The sequence below is a fragment of the Klebsiella sp. GB_Kp047 genome (assembly GCF_040065235.1).
GTDB lineage: Bacteria > Pseudomonadota > Gammaproteobacteria > Enterobacterales > Enterobacteriaceae > Klebsiella > Klebsiella quasipneumoniae.
Window position 1 is genome coordinate 24,366 of record NZ_JBEAJG010000030.1, and the last position, 26,714, is coordinate 51,079.

At 58.4% G+C, this 26,714-nt stretch carries 20 protein-coding genes; 15 read left to right on the plus strand and 5 right to left on the minus strand.

The window, feature by feature from the left end; genetic code table 11:
* Window positions 1–63: 63 nt before the first annotated feature.
* The 8 genes from ihfB (at window position 64) to ABLV76_RS11915 (ending at window position 8,884) form a co-directional block, all read left to right on the plus strand.
* A complete protein-coding gene (ihfB, locus tag ABLV76_RS11880) occupies window positions 64–351 on the plus strand; it encodes an integration host factor subunit beta (RefSeq protein WP_002898165.1) in 288 nt (95 codons plus the stop codon).
* Between the two features lie 202 nt (window positions 352–553).
* A complete protein-coding gene (locus ABLV76_RS11885; RefSeq protein WP_064150393.1) occupies window positions 554–2,818 on the plus strand; it encodes a ComEC family protein in 2,265 nt (754 codons plus the stop codon).
* Between the two features lie 36 nt (window positions 2,819–2,854).
* Window positions 2,855–4,603, plus strand: coding sequence for a lipid A ABC transporter ATP-binding protein/permease MsbA (gene msbA / locus ABLV76_RS11890; protein WP_004201387.1), 1,749 nt, complete (start codon window positions 2,855–2,857; stop codon window positions 4,601–4,603).
* Window positions 4,600–5,580, plus strand: a complete 981-nt coding sequence (gene lpxK, locus ABLV76_RS11895) for a tetraacyldisaccharide 4'-kinase (RefSeq protein ID WP_064150391.1) — start codon at window positions 4,600–4,602, stop codon at window positions 5,578–5,580. The genes msbA and lpxK overlap by 4 nt, the downstream gene beginning before the upstream one ends.
* 54 nt (window positions 5,581–5,634) lie before the next feature.
* Window positions 5,635–6,864 carry a winged helix-turn-helix domain-containing protein gene (locus ABLV76_RS11900; RefSeq protein WP_064150389.1) on the plus strand — a complete coding sequence of 410 codons (1,230 nt, stop codon included), beginning with the start codon at window positions 5,635–5,637 and terminating at the stop codon, window positions 6,862–6,864.
* 63 nt (window positions 6,865–6,927) lie between these two features.
* A complete protein-coding gene (gene ycaR, locus ABLV76_RS11905) occupies window positions 6,928–7,110 on the plus strand; it encodes a protein YcaR (RefSeq protein WP_004201390.1) in 183 nt (60 codons plus the stop codon).
* Entirely contained in the window at window positions 7,107–7,853 is a 747-nt protein-coding gene (gene kdsB / locus ABLV76_RS11910; protein ID WP_004201392.1) for a 3-deoxy-manno-octulosonate cytidylyltransferase, read from the plus strand. The genes ycaR and kdsB overlap by 4 nt, the downstream gene beginning before the upstream one ends.
* Before the next feature lie 137 nt (window positions 7,854–7,990).
* A complete protein-coding gene (locus ABLV76_RS11915) occupies window positions 7,991–8,884 on the plus strand; it encodes a YcbJ family phosphotransferase (protein ID WP_004201393.1) in 894 nt (297 codons plus the stop codon).
* On the opposite strand, the gene elyC is transcribed toward ABLV76_RS11915, so the two are convergent.
* Window positions 8,861–9,640 carry an envelope biogenesis factor ElyC gene (elyC, locus tag ABLV76_RS11920; RefSeq protein ID WP_064150387.1) on the minus strand — a complete coding sequence of 260 codons (780 nt, stop codon included), beginning with the start codon at window positions 9,638–9,640 and terminating at the stop codon, window positions 8,861–8,863. The genes ABLV76_RS11915 and elyC overlap by 24 nt on opposite strands.
* Before the next feature lie 121 nt (window positions 9,641–9,761).
* On the opposite strand from elyC, the gene cmoM reads away from it, so the two are divergent.
* From cmoM to ABLV76_RS11955, 7 genes are all read left to right on the plus strand, one after another.
* The gene (gene cmoM / locus ABLV76_RS11925; RefSeq protein WP_348878325.1) at window positions 9,762–10,562 is read left to right on the plus strand and encodes a tRNA uridine 5-oxyacetic acid(34) methyltransferase CmoM; all 801 of its coding nucleotides are present in this window, start codon (window positions 9,762–9,764) and stop codon (window positions 10,560–10,562) included.
* Entirely contained in the window at window positions 10,559–11,881 is a 1,323-nt protein-coding gene (gene mukF, locus ABLV76_RS11930) for a chromosome partition protein MukF (protein ID WP_002898189.1), read from the plus strand. Before cmoM ends, mukF begins: the two co-directional genes overlap by 4 nt.
* A complete protein-coding gene (mukE, locus tag ABLV76_RS11935; protein ID WP_004150840.1) occupies window positions 11,862–12,566 on the plus strand; it encodes a chromosome partition protein MukE in 705 nt (234 codons plus the stop codon). Before mukF ends, mukE begins: the two co-directional genes overlap by 20 nt.
* A complete protein-coding gene (gene mukB / locus ABLV76_RS11940; protein WP_348878326.1) occupies window positions 12,566–17,014 on the plus strand; it encodes a chromosome partition protein MukB in 4,449 nt (1,482 codons plus the stop codon). Before mukE ends, mukB begins: the two co-directional genes overlap by 1 nt.
* Before the next feature lie 200 nt (window positions 17,015–17,214).
* Entirely contained in the window at window positions 17,215–19,005 is a 1,791-nt protein-coding gene (ldtD, locus tag ABLV76_RS11945; RefSeq protein ID WP_004201402.1) for a L,D-transpeptidase, read from the plus strand.
* 303 nt (window positions 19,006–19,308) lie between these two features.
* Window positions 19,309–19,860 (plus strand): YcbK family protein, encoded by a 552-nt coding sequence (locus ABLV76_RS11950; RefSeq protein ID WP_004201403.1) that lies wholly within the window; start codon window positions 19,309–19,311, stop codon window positions 19,858–19,860.
* 13 nt (window positions 19,861–19,873) lie between these two features.
* On the plus strand, window positions 19,874–20,521 hold the full coding sequence (locus ABLV76_RS11955; protein ID WP_004201404.1) for an MBL fold metallo-hydrolase: 648 nt from the start codon (window positions 19,874–19,876) through the stop codon (window positions 20,519–20,521).
* Window positions 20,522–20,586: 65 nt separating this feature from the next.
* Here the strand turns inward: ABLV76_RS11955 and ABLV76_RS11960 are convergent, their stop codons facing one another.
* The 4 genes from ABLV76_RS11960 to pncB all read right to left on the minus strand — a co-directional run bounded on the left by ABLV76_RS11960 (window position 20,587) and on the right by pncB (window position 26,407).
* The gene (locus ABLV76_RS11960; protein WP_017899450.1) at window positions 20,587–21,777 is read right to left on the minus strand and encodes an amino acid aminotransferase; all 1,191 of its coding nucleotides are present in this window, start codon (window positions 21,775–21,777) and stop codon (window positions 20,587–20,589) included.
* A 187-nt stretch (window positions 21,778–21,964) separates the two neighbouring features.
* Window positions 21,965–23,047 (minus strand): porin OmpK35, encoded by a 1,083-nt coding sequence (ompK35, locus tag ABLV76_RS11965; protein WP_004201406.1) that lies wholly within the window; start codon window positions 23,045–23,047, stop codon window positions 21,965–21,967.
* Window positions 23,048–23,638: 591 nt separating this feature from the next.
* The gene (asnS, locus tag ABLV76_RS11970) at window positions 23,639–25,039 is read right to left on the minus strand and encodes an asparagine--tRNA ligase (RefSeq protein WP_017899452.1); all 1,401 of its coding nucleotides are present in this window, start codon (window positions 25,037–25,039) and stop codon (window positions 23,639–23,641) included.
* A gap of 165 nt (window positions 25,040–25,204) precedes the next feature.
* Window positions 25,205–26,407 (minus strand): nicotinate phosphoribosyltransferase, encoded by a 1,203-nt coding sequence (gene pncB / locus ABLV76_RS11975; RefSeq protein ID WP_043521086.1) that lies wholly within the window; start codon window positions 26,405–26,407, stop codon window positions 25,205–25,207.
* Window positions 26,408–26,714 lie beyond the last annotated feature (307 nt).

The following is a 26,714-nucleotide window of genomic DNA, read 5'->3' on the forward strand; positions in this document are numbered from 1 at the left end:
GGCTACGGCCGCCCTTGTTTAAGCTGTTAGCTAATTTTTGCCTTGAAGGAAACCGGAGGAATAATGACCAAGTCAGAATTGATTGAAAGACTTGCCAGCCAGCAATCTCACATTCCGGCGAAAGCGGTGGAAGATGCTGTTAAAGAAATGCTGGAACATATGGCCTCAACGCTTGCTCAAGGTGAGCGCATTGAAATCCGCGGTTTCGGCAGCTTCTCTCTGCACTATCGTGCACCTCGCACCGGACGTAACCCGAAAACTGGTGATAAAGTCGAACTGGAAGGTAAGTACGTTCCGCACTTTAAGCCCGGGAAAGAATTACGTGACCGCGCCAATATTTATGAAGGGTGAGTTGCACGACGTGCAACCGGCCTGACGATAAAAGCACCTTCGGGTGCTTTTTTTGTGCCCGCCATTTACGTCCCGCTTCGCAAAAAAAAAGCGCCTGACTGCAAGCGTGACGATTGTCTGGAACGCTGCAAGCGCGCCTGAATTCTGCCCGAGGACGTCAGCTTCGCTTTGCGTAACACTGCCCGCTCACAGGGAGGTGTTTATGCGTCTACCATGGCTTGCCGGATGCGCCATCATCGCGATACTGCCGCTACTCTGGCTACCCGCGTTGCCGGGCCCGGGCATTCTGGCGTTCGCCGGCGTACTGGCGCTGTTGCTGACCCGTCTGCGCGGGACGGTCATCGCCGTTGTGGCGATGACGCTTCTGCTGATGGTCTGGGGAGTATTGAGCGCATATCAGGCGCTGTGGCCAACGCAGCACCTCACCGGCGCCGCCCGGCAGGCGGAAGTGTTCCTCCACGAGACGGATGGCCAGACTCTGCACCGCGGACAGATTGTGCGCCTGGCGGACCGCTTCCTGTTCCCCCCGGTTGGCGTGACGTTATACGGGGAACTTGCACCAGCCCCCGTCTGTGCGGGGCAGCGCTGGATGATGACGCTGCGCCTGCGGCCGGTGCATGGGCAGCTCAATGACGGAGGCTTCGACAGCCAGCGCTATGCGCTGGCCCAGCATCGGCCGCTGAGCGGGGGGATCGTCGCCGCTTCCGCGTTGGATACCCGCTGCAGTCTGCGCGCCCGCTACCTGGCGTCGCTGACCCGGCGATTGCAGACTTATCCCTGGCATCCGGTGATGCTGGGCCTGGGGATGGGGGAGCGGCTGGCGCTGCCGGCGGAGATCAAAGTCCTGATGCAGAACACAGGCACCTCCCACCTGATGGCTATCTCCGGTTTGCATATTGCTCTTGCGGCTTCCCTGATCGTGCTCCTGCTGCGCGGTTTACAGTCCCTTTTCCCGGGGCGCTGGATCGGCTGGCGGCTACCGCTGCTGGCTGGGCTGGCGGGCGCAGTCGGCTATGCCTGGCTGACCGGTATGCAGCCACCGGCCCTGCGCACTTGCGTAGGGCTTGCAGTCTGTTGTGCTTTACGTTTGTCGGGTCAACGCTGGACGGCGTGGCAGATGTGGCTCTGCTGTCTGGGGGCGATTCTGGTTGCCGATCCGCTGGCGGTGTTGTCGCAAAGCCTGTGGCTATCCGCCTTTGCGGTGGCGGGGCTGATCTTCTGGTTCCAGTGGTTACCGCTGCCTGACAGTCGCTGGCGCTGGCCGTGGAAAGCGCTGTTCGCCCTCGTGCATTTGCAGGCTGGCGTGACGCTGCTGCTGATGCCGCTGCAGCTGCTGCTCTTCCATGGCATAAGCCTGACGTCGATGGCCGCTAATTTGCTGGCGGTACCGTTAGTGACCCTGCTGGCGGTGCCGCTCATTCTCGCCGGAATGCTCCTGCATCTCACTGGACCGGAGGTGGTGGCGTCGCTGATCTGGCTGGCAGCCGATCGCGTGCTGGCGGTGTTGTTCTGGGGGTTACGACGTTTACCGGACGGCTGGCTGACGCTGGATGCCCGTTGGCTCTGGATCAGTAGCCTGCCGTGGCTGCTGGTGATGGGCTGGCGTTTTCAGAGCTGGCGGTATACTCCAGCGCTGTGTCTGAGTGTGCTGTTTTTGCTGGCGCGGCCATTCAGCCGGCAACCGCCCGCGGACCAATGGCGGGTGACGATGCTGGATGTCGGGCAGGGGCTGGCGATGGTGATCGAACGTCACGGCAAGGCGTTATTGTACGATACCGGGCCGGCATGGCCGCAGGGCGACAGCGGTCGACAGGTGATTATCCCTTGGCTGCGCTGGCACCATCTGCAGCTGCAGGGGATTATGCTGAGCCACGAGCATCTTGACCATCGCGGCGGCCTCGAATCCGTGCTGCAGGCATGGCCGCAGGCGTGGGTGCGCAGCCCTTTAGGCTGGGCGCGTCATCTGCCGTGCCATCGCGGCGAACGCTGGCAGTGGCAGGGACTCACTTTCCAGGCGCTGTGGCCGCTGCCGGGCAGCGCGGCAAAGGGAAACAATCACTCCTGCGTGGTGCGAATCGATGACGGTCGCTCCAGCATCCTGCTGACCGGCGATATAGAACGTCAGGCGGAGCAGGCGATGATCAGCCGCTACTGGCAGCATCTGGCGTCTACACTTATTCAGGTTCCCCATCACGGCAGCAACACCTCTTCCAGCGAACTGCTGGTCCGGTGGGTGGATGGCGCGGCCGCGCTGGTTTCCGCTTCGCGCTACAATGCGTGGCGGATGCCCTCGCACAAGGTCGTTCAGCGCTATCGCCAGCGGGGGTATCGCTGGTTCGCCACGCCGCAGCAGGGGCAGATAACGGTGGTTTTTTCTGCAGAAGGGTGGCAAATCCATAGCTTACGGGATCAAGTTTTACCTCGTTGGTATCATCAGTGGTTTGGCGCGCCCGCCGATAACGGGTAGAATATGCGGCTATTTCAACACAAGCTGGTTTATTGAATGCAGAACGATAAAGATCTCTCCACGTGGCAGACCTTCCGCCGACTTTGGCCGATTATTGCACCGTTTAAAGCCGGGCTAATCGTAGCGGCGGTGGCGTTAGTGCTTAACGCGGGCAGTGACACCTTCATGTTATCGCTTCTTAAACCGTTATTGGATGATGGTTTTGGTAAAACGGATCGCTCAGTGCTGCTATGGATGCCGCTGGTGGTTATCGGGCTGATGGTGCTGCGTGGGATCACCAGCTACATCTCGAGCTATTGTATCTCCTGGGTTTCCGGCAAAGTGGTGATGACCATGCGTCGTCGCCTGTTCGGCCACATGATGGGCATGCCGGTGGCTTTCTTTGACAAGCAGTCTACCGGGACGCTGCTGTCACGTATCACCTATGATTCTGAACAGGTCGCTTCCTCCTCTTCCAGCGCGCTGATCACCGTGGTCCGCGAAGGGGCATCGATTATCGGCCTGTTCGTGATGATGTTCTATTACAGCTGGCAGCTGTCGTTGATCCTAATTGTACTGGCGCCGATCGTGTCGGTAGCAATCCGCGTGGTCTCCAAGCGTTTTCGCAATATCAGTAAGAATATGCAGAACACGATGGGGCAGGTCACCACCAGCGCTGAGCAGATGCTGAAAGGGCACAAAGAGGTGCTGATGTTTGGCGGCCAGGAAGTGGAAACCAAACGTTTTGATAAGGTCAGCAATAAAATGCGCCTGCAGGGGATGAAAATGGTTTCCGCCTCGTCTATCTCCGACCCGATCATTCAGCTTATCGCCTCCCTGGCGCTGGCCTTTGTCCTGTATGCCGCCAGCTTCCCGAGCGTGATGGACACCCTGACCGCTGGGACCATTACCGTGGTCTTCTCCTCCATGATTGCGCTGATGCGTCCGCTGAAGTCTCTGACCAACGTCAATGCCCAGTTCCAGCGCGGGATGGCGGCATGCCAGACGCTGTTTGCGATCCTCGATTCCGAGCAGGAGAAAGACGAAGGTACCCGCGTCATTGAGCGGGCGAAAGGCAATCTCAAGTTCGAGAACGTCACCTTTACCTATCCGGGTCGCGAAGTGGCCGCGCTGCGCAATATCAATCTCGATATCCCGGAAGGGAAAACTGTGGCGCTGGTGGGACGCTCCGGTTCGGGTAAATCGACCATCGCCAGCCTGATCACGCGCTTCTACGATGTCGACGATGGGCAGATCCTGCTGGATGGCCATGACTTGCGCGAGTACAAGCTGAGCTCGCTGCGCGACCAGGTAGCGCTGGTTTCACAGAACGTGCACCTGTTCAATGATACCGTCGCCAATAACATCGCCTATGCCCGTACTGAAGAGTACAGCCGCGAGCAGATTGAAGAGGCTGCGCGAATGGCCTACGCCATGGACTTCATCAACAAGATGGACAATGGCCTGGATACCATCATCGGCGAAAATGGCGTGATGCTGTCCGGCGGCCAGCGCCAGCGTATTGCTATCGCCCGTGCGCTACTGCGTAACAGCCCGATCCTGATCCTCGATGAAGCCACCTCGGCGCTGGATACCGAGTCCGAGCGTGCGATTCAGGCGGCGCTGGATGAGCTGCAGAAAAACCGCACCTCGCTGGTTATTGCCCACCGTCTGTCAACCATTGAGCAGGCTGATGAGATTGTGGTGGTTGAAGACGGGCGGATCGTGGAGCGCGGAACGCACCACGACCTGCTGGAGCATAAAGGCGTATACGCCCAGCTGCATAAGATGCAATTCGGCGAATGATCGCGCGCATCTGGTCCGGTGAGTCGCCGCTGTGGCGCCTGCTGCTGCCGCTCTCCTGGCTGTATGGCCTGGTGAGCGCGTTGATTCGCCTCAGCTATCAGCTGGGGTGGAAAAAAGCCTGGCGCGCGCCGGTGCCGGTGGTGGTGGTCGGTAACCTGACCGCCGGCGGCAACGGTAAAACGCCGGTGGTGATCTGGCTGGTGGAGCAACTGCAGCAGCGCGGCATTCGCGTTGGGGTGGTCTCTCGCGGCTACGGCGGTAAAGCCGAACGCTACCCGCTGGTATTAACTGATCGGACCAGTACGGCGCAGGCAGGCGATGAACCGGTGCTCATCCATCAGCGCACCGGCGCGCCGGTGGCGGTCTCTCCGCTCCGCAGCGACGCGGTGAAAGCGCTGCTCAGCGCGCACGAGCTGCAGATTATCGTCACCGACGATGGGTTGCAGCACTATAAGCTGGCGCGGGACCGGGAAATTGTCGTCATCGACGGCGTGCGCCGCTTTGGCAACGGCTGGTGGCTGCCTGCCGGGCCGATGCGTGAGCGGGCATCGCGCTTGCAAAGCGTTGATGCGATTATCGTCAACGGCGGCGTGTCGCGTCCGGGAGAGATCCCGATGCAGCTGCGTCCCGGAATGGCGGTCAACCTGCTCACCGGCGAACGTCGCGATGTCTCTACCTTCACTAACGTAGTGGCAATGGCCGGCATCGGCCATCCGCCGCGCTTTTTCGCCACCCTCGAAAGCTGTGGCGTCCAGCCGGTCAAAACCGTGGCGCTGGCGGACCATCAGGCGCTGAGCCAGGCCGATGTCGCCGCTCTGGTAACCGCCGGGCAGACGCTGCTGATGACCGAGAAAGACGCCGTGAAATGTCGCGATTTCGCCGCTGCGAACTGGTGGTATTTACCGGTCGACGCCATAATGGCCGATGAACGCGCACAGCGGTTGCTTGCGGACTTAGCGACGTTGGCGCAACGTTAACCGACGCGCCGGCTTTGCTCGCCGCTGTGCTGGAATTCCTGACGGAGAAGCTGCATGTCGGTATTGCAACTATCGCTTAATGAGGCGCGCCACCTCCATCTCGCGGCGCAGGGGTTATTAAAAAAGCCCCGGCGTCGCGCTCGCCCGAATGACATCCTTTCCACCATCCAGCAAATGTCGCTGCTGCAAATCGATACCATCAACGTGGTGGCCCGCAGCCCCTACCTGGTGTTGTTCAGCCGCCTCGGCAGCTATCCGCAGCACTGGCTGGATGAGTCATTGCGCAGCGGCGAGCTGATGGAATACTGGGCGCATGAAGCCTGTTTTCTGCCGCGCAGCGATTTCGCCCTTGTGCGCCACCGAATGTTGAACCCCGACAAGATGGGCTGGAAATATCATCGCGCGTGGATGGAGGAGCATGCCGGAAGTATTGCAGAGCTGGTGGCGCATATCGGACAAAACGGACCGGTTCGCTCGGCGGATTTTGCCCACCCACGCAAAGGCGCCAGCGGCTGGTGGGAGTGGAAACCGCATAAGCGCCACCTGGAAGGGCTGTTTACCGCCGGTGAAGTGATGGTGGTGGAGCGGCGCAACTTTCACCGCGTGTATGATTTAACCCGGCGGGTGATGCCGCACTGGGACGACGAGCGCGATGCGCTGCCCCGCGACGCTGCGGAGGCCATCATGCTGCGCAACAGCGCCCGCAGCCTCGGCATCTTTCGCCCCCAGTGGCTGGCGGATTACTATCGTTTACGTCAGCCGGCGCTACCGGGTTTGCTGGCGGCCTGGCAGGAAGAGGGCCTGGTTGTGCCAGTCGACGTGGAGGCGCTTGGCGAGATGTGGCTGCATCGCGACGCGCTGGCGCAGCTGGAGTCCGCGCCCGGCGGTAAACTTACCGCCAGCCATAGCGCCGTGCTCTCGCCTTTCGACCCGGTGGTCTGGGATCGGAAGCGCGCTGAGCAACTGTTCAACTTCAGCTATCGCCTGGAGTGCTATACCCCGGCGCCGAAGCGTCAGTATGGCTACTTCGTACTGCCTCTGCTGCACCAGGGGAAACTGGTCGGGCGGATGGACAGTAAAATACATCGCAAAAGCCGGGAGCTGGAGATCTTCGCCCTGTGGCTGGAGGATGAGGTGAAGATCACCCGTGGTCTGGAGCAGGGGCTGCGCCGGGCGATCAACGACTTCGCACGCTGGCAATCGGCAGACCGGATCCTGTGTCGACGCCTGCCGGAAGGGCTGTTTGTCGGCCAGGAGCAAGGGTGGGAAATCGATGCCGATTGATCCCGGCGCCGACCTTCCTGTGTTATGCTGCTGAGAAATCTATCCGGTCCATCAGGAGGAAACATGGATCACCGTTTACTTGAAATCATCGCCTGCCCGGTCTGTAACGGTAAGCTGTATTACAGTCAGGATAAGCAAGAACTTATTTGCAAACTTGATAGTCTGGCGTTTCCGCTGCGCGACGGTATCCCTGTGCTGCTGGAGACAGAAGCGCGTCCGCTGGCGGTAGAAGAGAGTCACTCATGAGTTTCGTGGTCATTATTCCTGCGCGTTTCGCCTCCACGCGCCTGCCGGGAAAACCACTGCAGGACATTAACGGCAAGCCGATGATTGTCCATGTGCTGGAGCGCGCCCGCGAATCCGGCGCGGATCGCATTATTGTCGCCACCGATCACGAAGAGGTCGCCCGGGCGGTTGAAGCCGCCGGCGGCGAGGTCTGCATGACCCGCGCCGACCATCAATCCGGCACCGAACGGCTGGCGGAGGTGGTGGAGAAGTGCGCGTTCAGCGATGACACCATCATCGTCAATATCCAGGGCGATGAGCCGATGATCCCCCCGGCTATCGTCCGCCAGGTGGCGGAGAATCTGGCTGCCAGCACCAGCGGAATGGCGACGCTGGCGGTACCGATCCACGATGCGGAAGAGGCGTTTAATCCAAATGCGGTCAAAGTGGTGATGGATGCGCAGGGCTATGCGCTCTATTTCTCCCGCGCCACCATTCCCTGGGATCGCGATCGCTTTGCCCACTCCCGCGACGCCATTGGTGATTCTCTGCTGCGCCACATCGGCATCTATGGCTATCGCGCCGGCTTTATTCGCCGCTATGTCAGCTGGGCGCCAAGCCCGCTGGAGCAGATAGAAATGCTCGAGCAGCTGCGGGTGCTGTGGTATGGCGAGAAGATCCATGTCGCCGTGGCGGCCGAAGTGCCCGGCACCGGCGTCGATACCCCTGAAGATCTGGCGCGCGTCCGCGCTGAACTGCGTTAGTCCTCTGTCCCCTCCTTGCAGGAGGGGATATCCCCACCGGTTTTACGCTTTTTTTGCCCATTTTTGATCTTATCCGATGACAACCCAGGTGCGGGCGCTCATTATGAAATCAGTAGTGTTCATAGGGGTAATCGACAATGGAACAGTTGCGAACCGAACTGAGTCACCTGCTTGGCGAAAAGCTGAGCCGGGTGGAGTGTGTCAGTGAAAAAGCCGCTACGGCGCTGTGGTCCCTGTATGACGCGCAGGGAAATCCGATGCCGCTGCTGGCGCGAAGTTTCACCACCCCCGGCGTGGCGCGGCAGTTGGCCTGGAAGATCTCCACTCTGGCGCGCAGCGGTACGGTGCGCATGCCGGTGGTCTATGGCGTGATGACGCATGAAGAGCATCCCGGGCCGGACGTGCTGCTGCTTGAGCGTCTGCGCGGCGTCCCGGTGGAGGCGCCCACCCGCACCCCGGCGCGCTGGGAACAGCTGCAGGAGCAGATCGTCGAGGCGCTGCTGGCCTGGCATCGTCAGGACAGCGGCGGCTGCGTGGGGATGGTCGATAATACCCAGGACAATCTGTGGCCGAACTGGTACCGGCAGCGGGTGGCGATGTTGTGGAGCACCCTGAACCTGTATCAGGACACCGGTCTGACCATGCAGGATAAGCGGGTTTTGTTCCGCTCGCGCGAGTGTCTGCCGGAGCTGTTCCGCGATTTCAATGATAATGCCGTACTGGTGCACGGCAATTTCACCCTGCGCAGCATGCTGAAAGATCCGCGCAGCGATCAGCTGCTGGCGATGGTTGGTCCGGGGATGATGCTGTGGGCGCCGCGGGAGTACGAACTGTTCCGTCTCGCGGAGGGGGGCCAGGCCGAGCAGCTGCTATGGCGTTACCTGCAGCAGGCGCCGGTCTCCGAGGCCTTTGTCTGGCGGCGCTGGCTTTATCTGCTGTGGGATGAGGTGGATAGTCTGGTCAATACCGGGCGCTTTGACCGCGCCCGTTTCGACCTCGCCGCAAAATCACTCCTGCCCTGGCTCGCCTGAGCTGCCTTTCAGCCATTGCCAGACGCGACCAAGCGTTTCATAGCCGACCCGGTCGCTGTGCATCAGCCACACCGGTGAAGGAATGACCCGCTCCCAAGGATTGAGCGGTGACGTGACCGCCATCTGATTAGCCGGCGCGGGCAGCGGATCCAGACCGGCATGGCGAAAGAAGATCATCGCCCGCGGAAGATGCGACGCCGAGGTGACCAGCAGGAAGGGGGCGTCGCCGATGGCGCCCTTCACCGCCAGCGCTTCCTCTTCCGTATCTTTCGGCTTATCGAGCACGATGATATCGCTGCGCGGTACGCCGAGGCTTTCCGCCACTCTCGCCCCGGCCTCCGCCGTGCTGATGGGGTTGGTTTTTGCCGCCGCGCCGGTAAAGATCATTTTCGATCCCGGATTCTCCTGCCACAGGCGAATGCCCTCCGTCAGGCGCGGCAGGCTGTTGCTGATAAGGTTAGAGCTAGGCGCCCACTCCGGGTTCCAGGTATAGCCGCCGCCCAGCACCACCACGTAGCTCACCGGCTGCTCGCCGCGCCAGGTGGGATAGCGATCTTCTATCGGTTTAAGCAGGCTGTCTGCCACGGGCTGCAGGCTCAGCAGCGTCAGCAACAGCCAGCCGAGGCTCACGCAAAACTTCCCGGTACGTTGAAAGCGGCTGAACCATAACAGGGCGATCCCGATACCGATCAGCAACAGCAGGGCAGGAAGCGGTAGCAGCAGACCGCCGACGATCTTTTTTAGCGTGAAAAGCATGCCAGATGGTTCCTTTTTTAACCATATAACCAAAGTTATGTTCGGATCTTATAACAGATCGCTTCATTCTCGGCGTGGGTATGACAAAATAGCGGTTTTGTGTTGGCTTGTGGAGTCGCCCGTGCAGGATCGCAATTTCGATGACATTGCTGAAAAGTTTTCGCGCAATATTTACGGCACCACAAAAGGCCAGCTGCGCCAGGCGATCCTCTGGCAGGATCTGGAGCCGCTGCTGGCGCAGCTGGGGCCGGGGCCGCTGAGAGTACTGGATGCCGGCGGCGGCGAAGGGCAAACGGCCATTAAAGTGGCGCAACTGGGTCATCACGTGACGCTGTGCGATCTCTCCGCTGAAATGGTGGCCCGCGCCCGCCAGGCTGCTGTCGATAAAGGTGTGATCGACAACATGCATTTTGTACAATGCGCGGCTCAGGATATTGCGCAGCACTTGGAAAGCCCGGTCGATCTGGTACTGTTTCATGCGGTGCTGGAGTGGGTGGCGGAGCCCCAGGCGGTGCTGCGTACCCTGTGGTCGACGCTGCGTCCTGGCGGCGGCTTGTCGTTGATGTTCTACAATGCTAACGGCCTGCTGATGCACAATATGGTTGCCGGTAATTACGATTACGTACAACTGGGCATGCCAAAAAAGAAAAAACGCACGCTGTCGCCGGACTATCCGCGTGAGCCGCAGCAGGTTTATCACTGGCTGGAAGAGATTGGCTGGCAGATTGTCAGCAAAACCGGCGTGCGAGTGTTTCATGATTATCTGCGTGAAAAACGCCAACAGCATGACAGCTATGCGGCGCTGCTGGAGCTGGAGACGCGCTACTGTCGTCAGGAGCCGTACCTCAGCCTGGGCCGTTATATTCATGTCACCGCGCTTAAGAGCCAGGCTCATAGCCGCAGATGCAAGGATAAAGTATGAGTGAATTTTCCCAGACAGTCCCCGAACTGGTTGCCTGGGCCAGGAAAAATGATTTTTCTATCTCGCTGCCGGTCGACAGACTCTCTTTCCTGCTGGCGATCGCCACCCTGAATGGCGAACGGCTGGAAGGGGAAATGAGCGAGGGAGAACTGGTGGATGCGTTCCGCCACGTGAGTGATGCGTTTGAGCAGACCAGCGAAACCATCAGCCAGCGCGCCAATAACGCCATCAACGATTTGGTGCGCCAGCGTCTGCTGAACCGCTTTACCAGCGAAATTACCGAAGGCAATGCAATCTATCGTCTGACGCCGTTGGGGATCGGGATCACCGATTATTATATCCGGCAGCGCGAATTTTCGACGCTGCGTCTCTCGATGCAGTTGTCGATCGTCGCCGGCGAGCTGAAGCGCGCAGCGGATGCCGCGGAAGAGGGCGGCGATGAGTTTCACTGGCATCGCAACGTTTTTGCCCCGCTGAAGTATTCGGTAGCGGAAATTTTCGACAGCATCGACCTGACGCAGCGCATCATGGATGAGCAGCAGCAGCTGGTGAAAGACGATATCGCGCAGCTGTTGAACAAAGACTGGCGCGCGGCGATTTCCAGCTGTGAACTGTTGCTGTCGGAAACCTCCGGCACCCTGCGTGAACTGCAGGATACGCTGGATGCGGCGGGGGATAAGCTGCAGGCGAATCTGTTGCGCATTCAGGATTCGACCATGGCGCGCGACGATCTCCATTTTGTCGACCGGCTGGTGTTCGACCTGCAAAGCAAGCTCGACCGCATCGTCAGCTGGGGCCAACAGGCGATTGACCTGTGGATCGGCTATGACCGCCACGTGCACAAGTTTATCCGTACCGCTATCGATATGGATAAGAACCGCGTCTTCGCCCAGCGTCTGCGCCAGTCGGTACAGACCTATTTTGATGAGCCGTGGGCGCTGACTTACGCCAACGCCGACCGTCTGCTGGATATGCGCGACGAGGAGATGGCCCTGCGCGATGAAGAGGTCACCGGCGAGCTACCGGCGGACCTCGAATTTGAAGAGTTTAACGAAATTCGCGAGCAGCTGGCGGCGCTGATCGAAGCGCAGCTGGCGGTCTATAAAGAGAAAGGAATACCGCTGGATCTCGGCCTGGTGGCGCGGGAGTTCCTGGCGCAGTATCCGCGCGGGCGTCACTTCGACGTGGCGCGGATCGTCGTGGATCAGGCGGTACAGCTGGGCGTCGCCCAGGCAGATTTCACCGGACTGCCAGCCAAATGGCAGCCGATTAATGATTACGGAGCCAAGGTACAGGCGCATGTCATTGACAAATATTGAACAAGTGATGCCGGTTAAGTTGGCGCAGGCGTTAGCCAATCCGTTATTTCCGGCGCTGGACAGCGCCTTGCGCGCGGGCCGACATATCGGCCTCGACGAGCTGGATAATCACGCATTTTTGATGGACTTCCAGGATTATCTGGAAGAGTTTTACGCTCGCTATAACGTCGAGCTGATCCGCGCGCCGGAGGGGTTTTTCTACCTGCGCCCGCGTTCCACAACCCTGATTTCACGCTCGGTGCTGTCCGAACTGGATATGATGGTGGGCAAAATTCTTTGCTATCTCTATCTCAGCCCGGAGCGCCTGGCAAACGAAGGAATTTTCACCCAGCAGGAGCTGTATGACGAGCTGCTGACCCTGGCGGATGAATCCAGGCTGCTGAAGCTGGTCAACAACCGTTCCACCGGTTCGGATCTGGACCGTCAGAAGCTGCAGGAAAAAATGCGCGCGTCGCTAAACCGCCTGCGCCGTCTGGGGATGGTGTGGTTTATGGGCCACGACAGCAGTAAGTTCCGCATTACCGAATCGGTATTCCGCTTTGGCGCCGATGTACGCGCCGGCGACGACCCGCGCGAGGCGCAGCGCCGCCTGATCCGCGACGGGGAAGCGATGGCCCTGGAAAATCACCTGCAGCTCAATGATGAGAATGAAGAGAACCAGCCGGATAGCGGGGAGGAAGAGTAATGATTGAACGCGGTAAGTTTCGCTCGCTGACGCTGGTTAACTGGAACGGCTTCTTTGCCCGGACCTTTGATCTTGATGAACTGGTCACCACCCTCTCCGGGGGGAACGGCGCCGGTAAGTCGACGACCATGGCGGCCTTCGTCACGGCGCTGATCCCCGATTTAACCCTGCTGCACTTCCGTAACACCACCGAAGCGGGGGCCACCAGCGGCTCACGCGATAAAGGCCTGCACGGTAAGCTGCGCGCCGGCGTCTGTTACTCAGTGCTCGACGTTATCAACTCCCGCCATCAGCGCGTGGTGGTCGGCGTGCGCCTGCAGCAGGTTGCCGGGCGCGATCGCAAAGTCGATATCAAGCCTTTCGCCATTCAGGGGCTGCCCACCTCTATCCTGCCGACCCAGCTGTTAACCGAAACGCTGAACGATCGCCAGGCGCGCGTAGTCAGTCTCAATGAGCTGAAAGAAAAGCTCGAGGCGATGGAAGGGGTCCAGTTTAAGCAGTTCAACTCGATCACCGAGTATCATTCGCTGATGTTCGATCTGGGCGTGGTGGCGCGCCGTCTGCGTTCCGCCTCCGATCGAAGTAAATATTATCGCCTGATCGAGGCCTCGCTATACGGCGGGATCTCCAGCACCATTACCCGCTCGCTGCGCGACTACCTGTTGCCGGAAAACAGCGGCGTGCGTAAGGCATTCCAGGATATGGAAGCGGCGCTGCGGGAAAACCGCATGACTCTCGAGGCGATCCGCGTCACCCAGTCCGATCGCGATCTGTTCAAACATCTGATTAGCGAAGCCACCAACTACGTGGCGGCGGACTATATGCGTCACGCCAACGAGCGGCGTATTCATCTTGATAAGGCGCTGGAGTATCGTCGCGATCTCTTTACCTCGCGTTCGCAACTGGCGGCGGAGCAGTATAAGCACGTCGACATGGCGCGCGAGCTGCAGGAGCATAACGGCGCAGAAGGCGATCTGGAAGCGGATTACCAGGCCGCCAGCGATCACCTGAACCTGGTGCAGACCGCGCTGCGTCAGCAGGAAAAAATCGAGCGCTACGAAGCGGATCTTGACGAGCTGCAGATCCGTCTGGAAGAGCAGAACGAAGTGGTGGCGGAAGCCATCGATCGCCAGGAAGAGAACGAAGCCCGCGCCGAGGCCGCCGAGCTGGAAGTGGATGAGCTGAAAAACCAGCTCGCCGACTATCAGCAGGCGCTTGACGTGCAGCAGACCCGAGCCATTCAGTATCACCAGGCGCTGCAGGCGCTGGAGCGCGCGAAGGCGCTGTGCCATCTGCCGGACCTGACGCCGGAGAGCGCCGACGAGTGGCTGGAAACCTTCCAGGCGAAAGAGCAGGAAGCGACGGAGAAAATGCTGTCGCTGGAACAGAAAATGAGCGTGGCGCAAACCGCGCACAGCCAGTTTGAACAGGCCTACCAGCTGGTGGCGGCGATTAACGGCCCGCTGGCGCGCAATGAAGCCTGGGACGTGGCGCGCGAATTGCTGCGCGACGGCGTGAACCAGCGCCACCAGGCCGAGCAGGCGCAGGGGCTGCGCAGCCGCCTCAACGAGCTGGAGCAGCGCCTGCGCGAGCAGCAGGACGCCGAGCGCCAGCTGGCTGAGTTCTGCAAACGCCAGGGCAAACGCTACGATATCGACGATCTGGAAACGCTGCATCAGGAGCTGGAAGCGCGCATCGCTTCGCTGGCCGACAGCGTTTCTAACGCTCAGGAACAGCGCATGACCCTGCGCCAGGAGCTGGAGCAGCTGCAGTCGCGCACTCAGACGCTGATGCGCCGGGCGCCGGTCTGGCTGGCGGCGCAGAATAGCCTTAACCAGCTGTGCGAGCAGAGCGGCGAGCAGTTTGCGTCCGGCCAGGAGGTTACCGAATACCTGCAGCAGCTGCTGGAGCGCGAGCGCGAAGCTATCGTTGAACGTGACGAGGTCGGCGCCCGCAAGCGCGCCATCGACGAAGAAATCGAGCGTCTCAGCCAGCCGGGCGGTTCGGAAGATCCGCGCCTCAACGCGCTGGCGGAACGGTTCGGCGGCGTTCTGCTGTCCGAGATCTACGATGATGTCAGCCTTGACGATGCGCCGTACTTCTCCGCGCTGTACGGTCCGTCGCGCCATGCCATCGTGGTGCCGGATCTGTCGCAGGTTGCCGAGCAGCTTGAAGGGCTGGAGGATTGTCCGGAAGATCTCTATCTGATCGAAGGCGATCCGCAGTCCTTTGACGATAGCGTATTCAGCGTGGACGAGCTGGAAAAAGCGGTGGTGGTGAAGATTGCCGACCGCCAGTGGCGTTATTCGCGCTTTCCGTCGCTGCCGCTGTTTGGCCGCGCCGCGCGTGAAAACCGCATTGAAACCCTGCATGCCGAGCGTGAATCGCTGTCCGAGCGTTTTGCGACCCTGTCGTTTGACGTGCAGAAAACACAGCGTTTGCATCAGGCTTTTAGCCGCTTCATCGGCAGCCATCTGGCGGTGGCCTTCGAGGACGATCCGGAAGAAGAGATCCGCAAACTCAACAGCCGCCGCGGCGAGCTGGAGCGCGCGCTGAGCGCCCATGAAAGCGATAACCAACAGAACCGCGTGCAGTATGAGCAGGCGAAAGAGGGCGTGTCGGCGCTTAACCGCCTGCTGCCGCGCCTGAATCTGCTGGCGGATGATACGCTGGCCGACCGCGTGGACGAGATCCAGGAACGTCTGGATGAAGCGCAGGAGGCCGCGCGCTTTATTCAGCAGCACGGCAATCAGTTGGCGAAGCTGGAGCCTATTGTTTCGGTGCTGCAGAGCGATCCGGAGCAGTTTGAGCAGCTGAAAGAAGATTACGCCTATGCGCAGCAGACCCAGCGCGATGCGCGCCAGCAGGCTTTTGCCCTGGCGGAAGTCGTCCAGCGCCGGGCCCACTTCAGCTACTCCGATTCGGCGGAAATGCTCAGCGGCAACAGCGATCTCAACGAGAAGCTGCGCCAGCGTCTGGAGCAGGCGGAAACCGAACGCAGCCGCGCGCGCGACGCGATGCGTGCCCATGCGGCGCAGCTTAGCCAGTACAATCAGGTGCTGGCCTCGCTGAAGAGCTCGTATGACACCAAGAAAGAGCTGCTTAACGATCTGTATAAAGAGCTGCAGGACATTGGCGTACGCGCCGATGCCGGCGCGGAAGAGCGGGCCCGTGCGCGTCGCGATGAGCTGCACATGCAACTGAGCAATAACCGCTCCCGTCGCAATCAGCTGGAGAAAGCGTTGACCTTCTGCGAAGCGGAAATGGACAACCTGACCCGCAAACTGCGCAAGTTAGAGCGCGATTATTGCGAAATGCGCGAGCAGGTGGTGACCGCCAAGGCGGGCTGGTGCGCGGTGATGCGCCTGGTGAAAGACAACGGCGTCGAGCGTCGTCTGCACCGTCGCGAGCTGGCCTATCTTTCCGCCGACGAGCTGCGCTCCATGTCGGATAAGGCGCTCGGTGCGCTGCGTCTGGCGGTCGCTGATAACGAACATCTGCGCGACGTGCTGCGTATCTCGGAAGATCCGAAGCGTCCGGAGCGCAAAATTCAGTTCTTCGTTGCCGTCTACCAGCATCTGCGCGAGCGTATCCGCCAGGATATTATCCGCACCGATGATCCGGTGGAAGCGATCGAGCAGATGGAGATTGAGCTCAGCCGCCTGACCGAAGAGCTAACAAACCGCGAACAGAAGCTGGCCATCAGCTCCCGCAGCGTGGCCAACATTATTCGCAAAACCATTCAGCGTGAGCAGAATCGTATCCGGATGCTCAATCAGGGATTGCAGAGCGTCTCCTTCGGCCAGGTCAACAGCGTGCGTCTGAACGTCAATGTGCGTGAGACCCATTCGATGCTGCTCGATGTGCTCTCCGAGCAGCATGAACAGCATCAGGATCTCTTCAACAGCAACCGCCTGACCTTCTCGGAAGCGCTGGCTAAGCTCTATCAGCGCCTGAATCCGCAGATCGACATGGGGCAGCGCACGCCGCAAACCATCGGTGAAGAGCTGCTCGACTACCGCAACTATCTGGAGATGGAAGTGGAAGTTAACCGCGGCTCCGACGGCTGGCTGCGCGCGGAGTCCGGCGCGCTGTCCACCGGGGAAGCGATCGGTACCGGGATGTCGATTCTGGTGATGGTCGTCCAGAGCTGGGAAGATGAATCCCGCCGGCTGCGCGGCAAGGATATCTCGCCTTGCCGTCTGCTGTTCCTCGATGAAGCGGCGCGTCTCGATGCCCGCTCCATCGCCACGCTGTTCGAGCTGTGCGAACGTCTGGAGATGCAGCTGATTATCGCGGCGCCGGAGAACATCAGTCCGGAGAAAGGCACCACCTATAAACTGGTGCGTAAAGTGTTCAATAATCACGAACACGTCCACGTGGTGGGGCTGCGCGGGTTTGCCGCGCCGCTGCCGGAAGCGCTGCCGGGAACGGCCGACGCCTCCTGAGGCTGCGGCTACATTCTGGCGGTTAAGCGGTGAAGAGGGCAACGTTAAGTTGCCCTTTTTTTCTATCCAGCCCGGCATGTCAGGGTGGTATAATCTTTAAACTTCTTTACATTAGGTAAGGCAAAAGCCTTTTCGTCTTTATATACTGAAAAAGAGCCCCAATTTTGTGGGCTGCAATGTGTGACAACAGGGGGCAAGGGATGTTGCTAAAGAAACGGTATGGTCGTCCATTGTCAGCGCTCAGCCTGAGCCTGGCACTGGCATTTGCTCCGCTGTTCAATGTCCAGGCCGAAGAGCCTGAAGTCGTACCCGGCGACAGTTCCGCGACGCCCGCTGAGGTCTCTGTCGCGCTGGCGCAAAGCGATGGGCAATCGCCGGCGGTCGCGAAGCTGGCCGGTGAGCAGCCGCTGTCGATGGCGACGGCGGCAAACAGTCGCGCCCAGATCGAGGCGCTGTTGCCGGCAGGGTATAAACCCGTCTTTATGAATCCGCTGGTGTCGCTGTACGCCGCCAGGGATATGAAACCGATGTGGGAAAACCGCGAGGCGGTGCAGGCGTTCCAGCAGCAGCTGGCGGAGATCGCCATCGCCGGTTTTCAGCCGCAGTTTACCACCTGGGTCAGTCTGCTGACCGATCCCGCCGTCAGCGGCATGGCGCGCGATGTGGTGCTGTCGGACGCCATGATGGGCTATCTGCACTTTATCAGCGGCATCCCCACCCAGGGGACCCGCTGGTTGTACAGTTCAACGCCGTACAAGATGGCGACCCCGCCGCTGTCGGTGATTAACCAGTGGCAGCTGGCGCTGGACAATGGCTCCCTGCCGGCGTTTATCGCCGGCCTGGCGCCGCATCATCCGCAGTATGAAGCCATGCATCAGTCGCTGCTTGCGCTGGTGGCTGATTCTCGCCCGTGGCCGCAGATGACCGGCAGCGGCTCGCTGCGCCCCGGCGAATGGAGCAATGATATCGGTGCCCTGCGCGAGATCCTCCAGCGTACCGGGATGCTGGACAATACCGCCAATATCGTTCTGCCTGGCGATGTGGTGAGCCCGTCGGCGAAGAAAAAGAGCAAACCCGCGGCGCGCGGCGTGTACGATCGCCAGCTGGTGGAGGGGGTTAAGCGCTTCCAGGCGATGCAGGGGCTGGGGGCGGATGGCGTCATCGGCCAGTCGACTCGCGACTGGCTCAACGTCTCTTCCGCGCAGCGCGCAGGGGTGCTGGCCCTGAATATTCAGCGTTTACGCTTACTGCCCGGCAAACTATCCACCGGCATTATGGTCAATATTCCGGCGTTCTCGCTGGTCTATTACCAGGACGGCAGCCAGGTGCTGGCCTCGCGGGTGATTGTGGGGCGTCCGGACCGCAAAACGCCAATGATGAGCAGCGCGCTGAATAACGTGGTGGTCAATCCGCCGTGGAACGTGCCGCCAACCCTGGCGCGCAAAGATATCCTGCCGAAGGTGCGTAACAATCCAGGCTATCTGGAGCAGCATGGCTACACCGTGATGCGCGGCTGGAACAGTAAAGAGACCATCGATCCTTATCGGGTTGACTGGTCGACCATCACCGAGAACAACTTACCATTCCGCTTCCAGCAGGCGCCCGGGGCGCGTAACTCGCTCGGACGCTACAAGTTCAATATGCCGAGCTCCGATGCCATCTACCTGCACGATACGCCGAACCATAATCTGTTCCAGAAGGATGTTCGTGCGCTCAGTTCCGGCTGTGTGAGGGTGAATAAGGCTTCGGAGCTGGCCAATATGCTGCTGCAGGATGCGGGCTGGAATGACTCGCGTATTTCTGATGCCCTGAAGCAAGGGGACACGCGCTATGTCAATATTCGGCAAAATATACCGGTGAATTTATATTACTTAACGGCGTTTGTGGACGCTGATGGACGTACACAATATCGAACAGATATTTACAATTACGATATCACCGCGCGATCCAGCGCACAAATTCTGACGAAAGCTGAACAATTAATCAGGTAAATGAAGTAGTTCAATGGATTTTGTTGTCCTAGCACTGGGTAAAAAAGGGCGCTGCTCCTCTGCAGCGCCCGATTTTCCTGGGGTGAGGCTGCCTTGACGTTGGCAATAATGCCCGGTAAGGTGCCTTTCGTGCGCCAGAAGTGCATATACATATCATTCCGCTCAATGCGTGGCGCGGTCAGCGCGAACGCTCTCTTTTGCCGGGCTGCATCACGGCTGTGGCGAGCGATGGCGTGCTGAGGTTCTGCATCGCGCAAGGCGGAAAAAGTATATAACGATTCATTGACTGTAGACCTGATTATCATGGACAAATTTGACGCTAATCGCCGCAGATTGCTGGCGTTGGGTGGTGCTGCGCTGGGTGCTGCCGCCATTCTCCCTGCGCCGGCATTTGCCACCCTCTCGACCCCCCGTCCGCGTATTTTGACGCTGAATAACCTGCATACTGGTGAATCACTCAAGGCGGAGTTTTTCGATGGCAGAGGCTATATTCAGGATGAATTAGCAAGACTTAACCATTTTTTCCGTGATTACCGCGCGAATAAAATTAAGTCCATCGATCCAAATCTGTTCGATCATCTTTATCGGTTGCAGGGACTACTTGGCACCAACAAACCTGTCCAGCTTATCTCTGGCTATCGTTCCCTCGATACCAATGATGAGCTTCGCGCACGAAGCCGTGGTGTAGCAAAACACAGCTATCACACCAAGGGGCAGGCAATGGATTTCCATATTGAAGGTATTTCGTTAAGCAATATTCGCAAAGCGGCGTTATCTATGCGCGCAGGTGGTGTAGGATATTACCCACGTAGTAACTTTGTGCATATTGATACCGGTCCCGTAAGGCACTGGTAACGAAAGGAGCGTCATGAACTATCGTATTATTCCGGTTACCGCGTTCGCGCAGAACTGTTCTCTTATCTGGTGCGAACAAACCCGGCTGGCCGCGCTGGTCGATCCTGGCGGCGATGCTGAACGTATCAAAGCGGTGGTGACGGAGGCTGGCGTCACGCTGATGCAGATTCTGCTGACGCATGGCCACCTCGATCACGTCGGCGCCGCTGCGGAACTGGCGGAGCATTATGGCGTGCCGGTTATTGGTCCGGAAAAAGAAGATGAGTTCTGGCTGGAAGGCTTACCGGCGCAAAGCCGGATGTTCGGCCTGGAGGATTGCCAGCCGCTGCGTCCGGATCGCTGGCTTAATGAAGGCGACGTGGTTAATGTGGGGAATGTGGCGCTGCGGGTGCTGCACTGCCCAGGCCATACGCCGGGTCATGTGGTCTTCTTTGATGACGCTTCCCGACTGCTCATTTCCGGGGATGTGATTTTCAAAGGCGGGGTGGGGCGCAGTGATTTTCCACGCGGCGACCATGGGCAGCTGATCGCGGCCATTAAGGATAAGCTGTTGCCGTTGGGCGATGACGTGACCTTTATTCCCGGCCATGGTCCGCTGTCGACGCTGGGTGAGGAACGCCGCAACAACCCGTTCCTGCAGGATGAGATGCCGGTCTGGTAACCCACCTGACGCGAACATAAAAAGGCCGCATTCGCGGCCTTTTTCTTGATATCGAATAATATTGCTTACAGCACGGCGACGATGGCTTCGCACAGCGGCGCCATGTTGTCAGGCGTCATGCCGGCCACGTTGATACGGCCGGACGCGACCGCATAAATGGCGAACTCTTCACGCAGACGCAGCACCTGCTCTTTCGTCAGGCCGCTGAACGAGAACATACCGTTCTGTTTGCTGATAAAGCTGAAGTCGCGGCTCGCGCCTTTCTCCTGCAGGGTGTTGACGAACAGCAGTCGCATGCGCTGAATGCGCTGGCGCATATCGGTCAGCTCCTGCTCCCAGATCGCCCTCAGCGCATCGTTGCTCAGAATGGTCGCCACCACGGACGCGCCGTGCGCAGGCGGGTTGGAGTAGTTAGCGCGGATCACCGACTTCATCTGGCTGAATGCGCGGTCTACAGTCTCCTGATCGGCGGCGACCAGAGTGCAGGCGCCGACGCGCTCGTTGTACAGGCCAAAGTTTTTCGAGTAGGAGCTGGCGACCAGCAGCTCTTTATGCAGAGCAGCAAAGGCGCGCAACCCTTCAGCATCTTCTTCCAGGCCGCGGGCGAAGCCCTGATAGGCGAAATCGAACAGCGGCAGCCAGCCTTTCTCGACCGACAGCTGCGCCAGCGTCTGCCACTGATCGAGCGTGGGATCGATACCGGTCGGGTTGTGGCAGCAGCCGTGGAACAGTACCACGTCGCCCGCCTGGGCTTCGTTCAGGCTGGCAAGCAGACCATCAAAGTCCAGCGCGTGGTTAGCCGCGTCGTAGTAGGCATATTCACGCACTTCCAGCCCGGCGGAGGTAAACACACTCTTATGGTTTGGCCAGCTCGGGTTGCTTACCCACACGCGTTTCACGTCGGTGTTTTTGGCGAGGAAGTCTGCGGCGACGCGCAGTGCACCGGTACCGCCCGGGGTCTGCGCGGTGCGGGCGCGTTTATCGGCGATAATCGCATTGCCTTTACCGAACAGCAGCTCCTGGGTGCAGCGACCAAATTCAGGAATACCATCGATGCCCAGATAGTTTTTAGTCGTTTCATTTTCCAGCAGGTACTGCTCTGCTTTTTTGACGCTGGTCAGAACGGGTGTTTTACCAGTTTCATCCTTGTAAACACCAATTCCGAGGTTAATTTTTTCAGGGCGGTCATCGGCACGAAACAGATCGGCCAGACCTAAAATCGGGTCGGCTGGGGCGGCGGTAATGTTCTCAAACATGACGAGGTTCCATTGTGATTACTGAAGGGAAATCCGCTATCAGGTTAACGGGAGAACAACGAATTGCCAACCGTTTGCGACAAAAAGCGCGAAGGTTTTCGAAAGATACGATCTTTGCCTCACGAATAGAGAAAAGCAGGACCGAAGTCCTGCTCTGAAGGCATATCACGAAGGGGTGTACTGCAAATTAGAACTGGTAAACGATACCCACGGCCGCCTGGTCGTCGGTCGCTACGCCAGCTTCACGCGTATAAGCGTTGTCGTCCAGTTGGTTGAACTTGTACGCCGCATAGACGTTCATGTTCTTGTTGAAGTAGTACCAGGTACCCACTTCGACGTATTTAACCAGATCCGCATCGCCGCCGGAGAAGCCGCCGCGCGCCTGCAGGTCTTTGCCTTTGGTCTGTACGTAGCCGATGGACGGACGCAGGCCGAAGTCGAACTGATACTGTACAACGGCTTCGAAGTTCTGGGTTTTGCCCGCGAAGTAGTTACCCTGGTTTTCCGGGGTCATGTTGTAAGTCTGGGAGTACATGACGGCCGCGTAAACGTTGTTGGCGTCATATTTTGCAGAGGTTGCCCAGGCTTCGGCTTTGTCGCCATTGCCGTCAGCTTTCTGATCTACGCTACGGTTGGAACCGGAGTAGCCAGCAGACAGCGCAATACCGTTGTCGAACGCGTAGGTCGCCGCGGTGCTGAAGCCGTCGCCATTCTGCTTGTGAATCGAACGGTCGTGGTCGTTTTTACCCTGGTACTGCAGCGCGAAGCTCAGGCCGTCAACCAGACCGAAGAAGTCAGAGTTACGGTAGGTTGCCACGCCGTTGGTACGGCCGGTCATGTAGTTGTCGGTGTAGTTCCAGCCGTCGCCGCCCCATTCAACCAGCATATCGGTTGCTGCTTCGACGTCGTAGATTGCGCCGTAGTTACGGCCGTAGTCGAATGAACCATACTCGCCCGCTTTCAGACCTGCGAACGCCAGACGGGTTTTGGTCGGCTGGGAACCTTCAACGTTGGAGGCGTCCATGTTGTATTCCCACTGACCGTAGCCGGTCAGCTGATCGTTGATCTGAGTTTCGCCTTTCAGGCCGATACGGGCGTAGGTGGTATCGTCGCTGCTGGTGTCGCCATTGGTGGTCCAGACGTGCTCGCCGACCATTTTTCCATAGAAGTCCAGTTTGTTGCCGTTTTTGTTATAGATTTCTGCAGCGTTAGCTGCACCGGCTACCAGCAGGGCAGGGATCACCACTGCCAGAATATTGCGCTTCATCATTATTTATTACCCTCATTAATATTTTTTATATGAACACGTGCCACTGCCGTCAATAAGTTCTGTCAATAAAAACTTACAGAACCATTGATGAGAGTTTGGTGTCTGAAGGCATCTTTCCATCCGCGACAACGTTTCGCTAGCCGGAAAATGCTACTAATATCTCATATGAGTAACAAAACGAAAAAACATGTAACTAAATATGTATTTTTGGGAACTTTGTGAACTTAATCAAAATTCCTTTCCACATGGTGAGGTAAATCGCCCTTCCATATCTATCTATATGAAATATTTATGATTAATTTGGATAAAGGTAAATTTGCTCATTTTATGTGTTGAATTCGCCTTCTTTTTATTCAGCCTTTGTCTTGGCAAGATGTGCGGCGTATGGTTAAAAAATGAGCAAATTAATCAGGGGTTTTGCTCTGTTATGAACAAAAAGTGCGATCTGTATCACCAGGATGCACCGAAACAGTGCGTAACATAAATGTGAATTCGAGGCCTTGATGTTTAAGTTTGTTGAATTTTGATAACAGTAATTGACATAAAAAAAGGCCAGCTTGCGCTGGCCTTTCAGGTTTATGTCAGAAAAATTTAGAATGTCGCGTTGCGCGGGGTCCGCGGGAACGGAATGACATCGCGGACGTTCTGCACGCCGGTCACGTAGGCGATCAGACGCTCGAAGCCCAGGCCAAAGCCGGAGTGTGGAACGGTGCCATAGCGGCGCAGATCGCGATACCACCAGTAGTCTTCTTTATTCAGGCCCATCTCGGCCATACGCGCGTCAAGCACGTCGAGGCGCTCTTCACGTTGGGAACCACCGATGATCTCGCCAATACCCGGCGCCAGGACGTCCATTGCCGCGACGGTTTTACCGTCTTCGTTAAGGCGCATGTAGAACGCCTTAATATCTTTCGGGTAGTTTTTCACCACCACCGGCGCTTTGAAGTGTTCTTCAGCCAGGTAACGTTCGTGCTCGGAGGAGAGATCCACGCCCCAGTACACCGGGTTCTCGAATTGCTTGCCGCAGTTTTCCAGAATGGTGACGGCGTCGGTATAATCCACCTGCGCAAAATCAGCGGTGATAAAGCGCTGCAGACGGTCGATAGCGTCTTTATCAACGCGCTCGGCGAAGAACTGCATGTCGTCCGCGCGCTCTTCCAGTACCGCTTTAAAGACGTACTTGAGCATCGCTTCCGCCAGGCCGGCAACATCGTTCAGATTGGCGAAGGCCACTTCCGGCTCCAGCATCCAGAACTCCGCCAGGTGGCGGCTGGTGTTGGAGTTTTCCGCGCGGAAGGTCGGGCCGAAGGTGTAAATCTTCGACAGCGCGCAGGCATAGGTCTCGCCATTCAGCTGGCCGGAAACGGTCAGGAACGACTCTTTACCGAAGAAGTCTTTGTCGAAATCGACTTTGCCCTGATCGTTACGCGGCAGGTTTTCCAGATCCAGCGTCGACACGCGGAACATTTCGCCAGCGCCTTCGGTATCGGAGGCGGTGATCAGCGGGGTGGAGACCCAGAAGAAGCCCTGCTCATCAAAGAAGCGATGCAGCGCCTGCGCCAGGGTGTGACGCACGCGGGCAACCGCGCCGATCAGGTTGGTGCGCGGACGCAGGTGGGCCACTTCACGCAGATACTCGATGCTGTGGCGCTTGGCCGCCATCGGGTAAGTGTCCGGGTCTTCCACCCAGCCGGTCACTTCCACGTTGGTCGCCTGGATCTCAAAGCTCTGACCCTGGCCCTGGGAAGCCACGACTTTACCGGTGACAATCACCGAGCAACCGGTGGTCAGACGCAGCACTTCCTGATTGTAATTGGGCAGAGAATTATTAATAACGGCCTGTACAGGATCAAAGCAGGAACCGTCATAGACGGCGAGGAATGAAAAGCCAGCTTTTGAATCTCGGCGGGTACGCACCCATCCGCGGACCGTGACTTCGCTGTCAACGGCAACGCGGCCCTGGAGTACGTCGGCTACAGGCACAACGCTCATAATAATCTCTCTATATAGTCCAATAAAAAAGTCTCTTCCCCCTACAGCGGGGGGATATCTATGTTACCTGTCATCTTCCATCAGACAAGTAGATTTCGCATCATAAGCGGATAATTCGGCAATAAATAATAAAGAAAAAGGAGCCTGAAAGGCTCCTTAAGAAAATTAGCTCGCTTTTTTAATCGGCGGCAGGTCGAACGCCTCGCGCAGGGCGCGGACGAAGGCCTTATCGTGGCAGATGGTTTTCCCCGGGCTGTCGGAGAGTTTCGCCACCGGCTTGCCGTTACATTCCACCAGCTTAATCACGATATTGAGCGGTTTAACCTGCGGCAGATCGCAGGTTAAACGGGTGCCGATCCCAAAGCTCAGCTTCACCCGCGAGGCGAAGTGGCGATACAGGTCGACGGCTTTCGCCAGATCGAGATTATCGGAGAAGACCAGCACTTTGCTCAGCGGATCGATGCCCAGCTTCTGATAATGGGCGATGGCTTTTTCACCCCATTCCACCGGGTCGCCGGAGTCGTGGCGCAAACCCTGATAGCGGGTGGCGAACTCCGGACCGAAATCGCGCAGGAACGCATCCATGGTGATGCAGTCGGTCAGTGCGATGCCCAGTTGGTCAGGATACTCTTCCAGCCAGGCGGCGAGGGCCGCCCGCTGGCTGCTGGCCAGGTTCGGGCTGATCTGCTGATGAGCCTGGAACCACTCATGGGCTTGGGTGCCCATCGGGGTTAAGTTGAGACGGCGCGCCAGATCGTAGTTGCTGGTGCCAACAAACCATGGCTCCTGCTGCAGGCGTTGCACAATAGCTTCCTGCACCTCGCGTGAAAAACGACGGCGGGTGCCGAAATCCATCAGACGGAAGGCGCTCATGTCGAGGCCAGCGGTCATGGTGGCGAAGTCGCCTAGCTTATGTTCCAGCGCGTTTAGCGCTTGTTCCACGCCCGTCTCGGGTGAACGGTAGCGATGTACCAGCTCGCTTATCACCGCCAGCAGCGGGACTTCCCACATGATGGCTTCCCGCCATGGGCCGGTGAGGCGAATGTTCAGCTTGCCGTTGTCATTGGTGACCGTGACCTGGCGTGGGTCATAGCGAAAATCGCGCAGCCAGTCGAGGTAATCCTGGCGAAAAAAAGGAAGGGTGGACAGCCAGCGATATTCATCATCCCGCAGCCTCAGGTCGCGCATGGACTCCACCTGCTCGCGGATCGCGTCGGCATAGATGCCGAGCAGGTCGTCTCCGCGGCAGCGAAACTCCGCCGCCACATGTACATCGCCGTAGCGGTGGAAGACAGCCTGCTGCATGTGCAGCTTGTAGGCATCCGTATCAAGCAGCGAGTGCAGTACAGGAGAAGTGAATTGTGTCATGGTGCGCAGTAGCATCCTCTCACTGGAGCGTTCCATCGAAACCAACGCGGAAAAAGGAGGCGGAGTATACCTTTATTACCCGGCTCTGTCCCGCGATGGCGAGCAATGGCGACGCTGACGGTCATTTGCGAGGCCTAGTTTAATATATTGAACATGGATCACACCACAAGCTTTGCGTCGGGTCGAGGGCATTTCGTGCCGCGAGTGTTAACAAAATGTAGCGATTTCCGTGTTTCACGTTGAAAAGATGAAGATTCTGCATAGCGCGATTGACACAACGGGAATAGACTGGGACGACACTTTACCG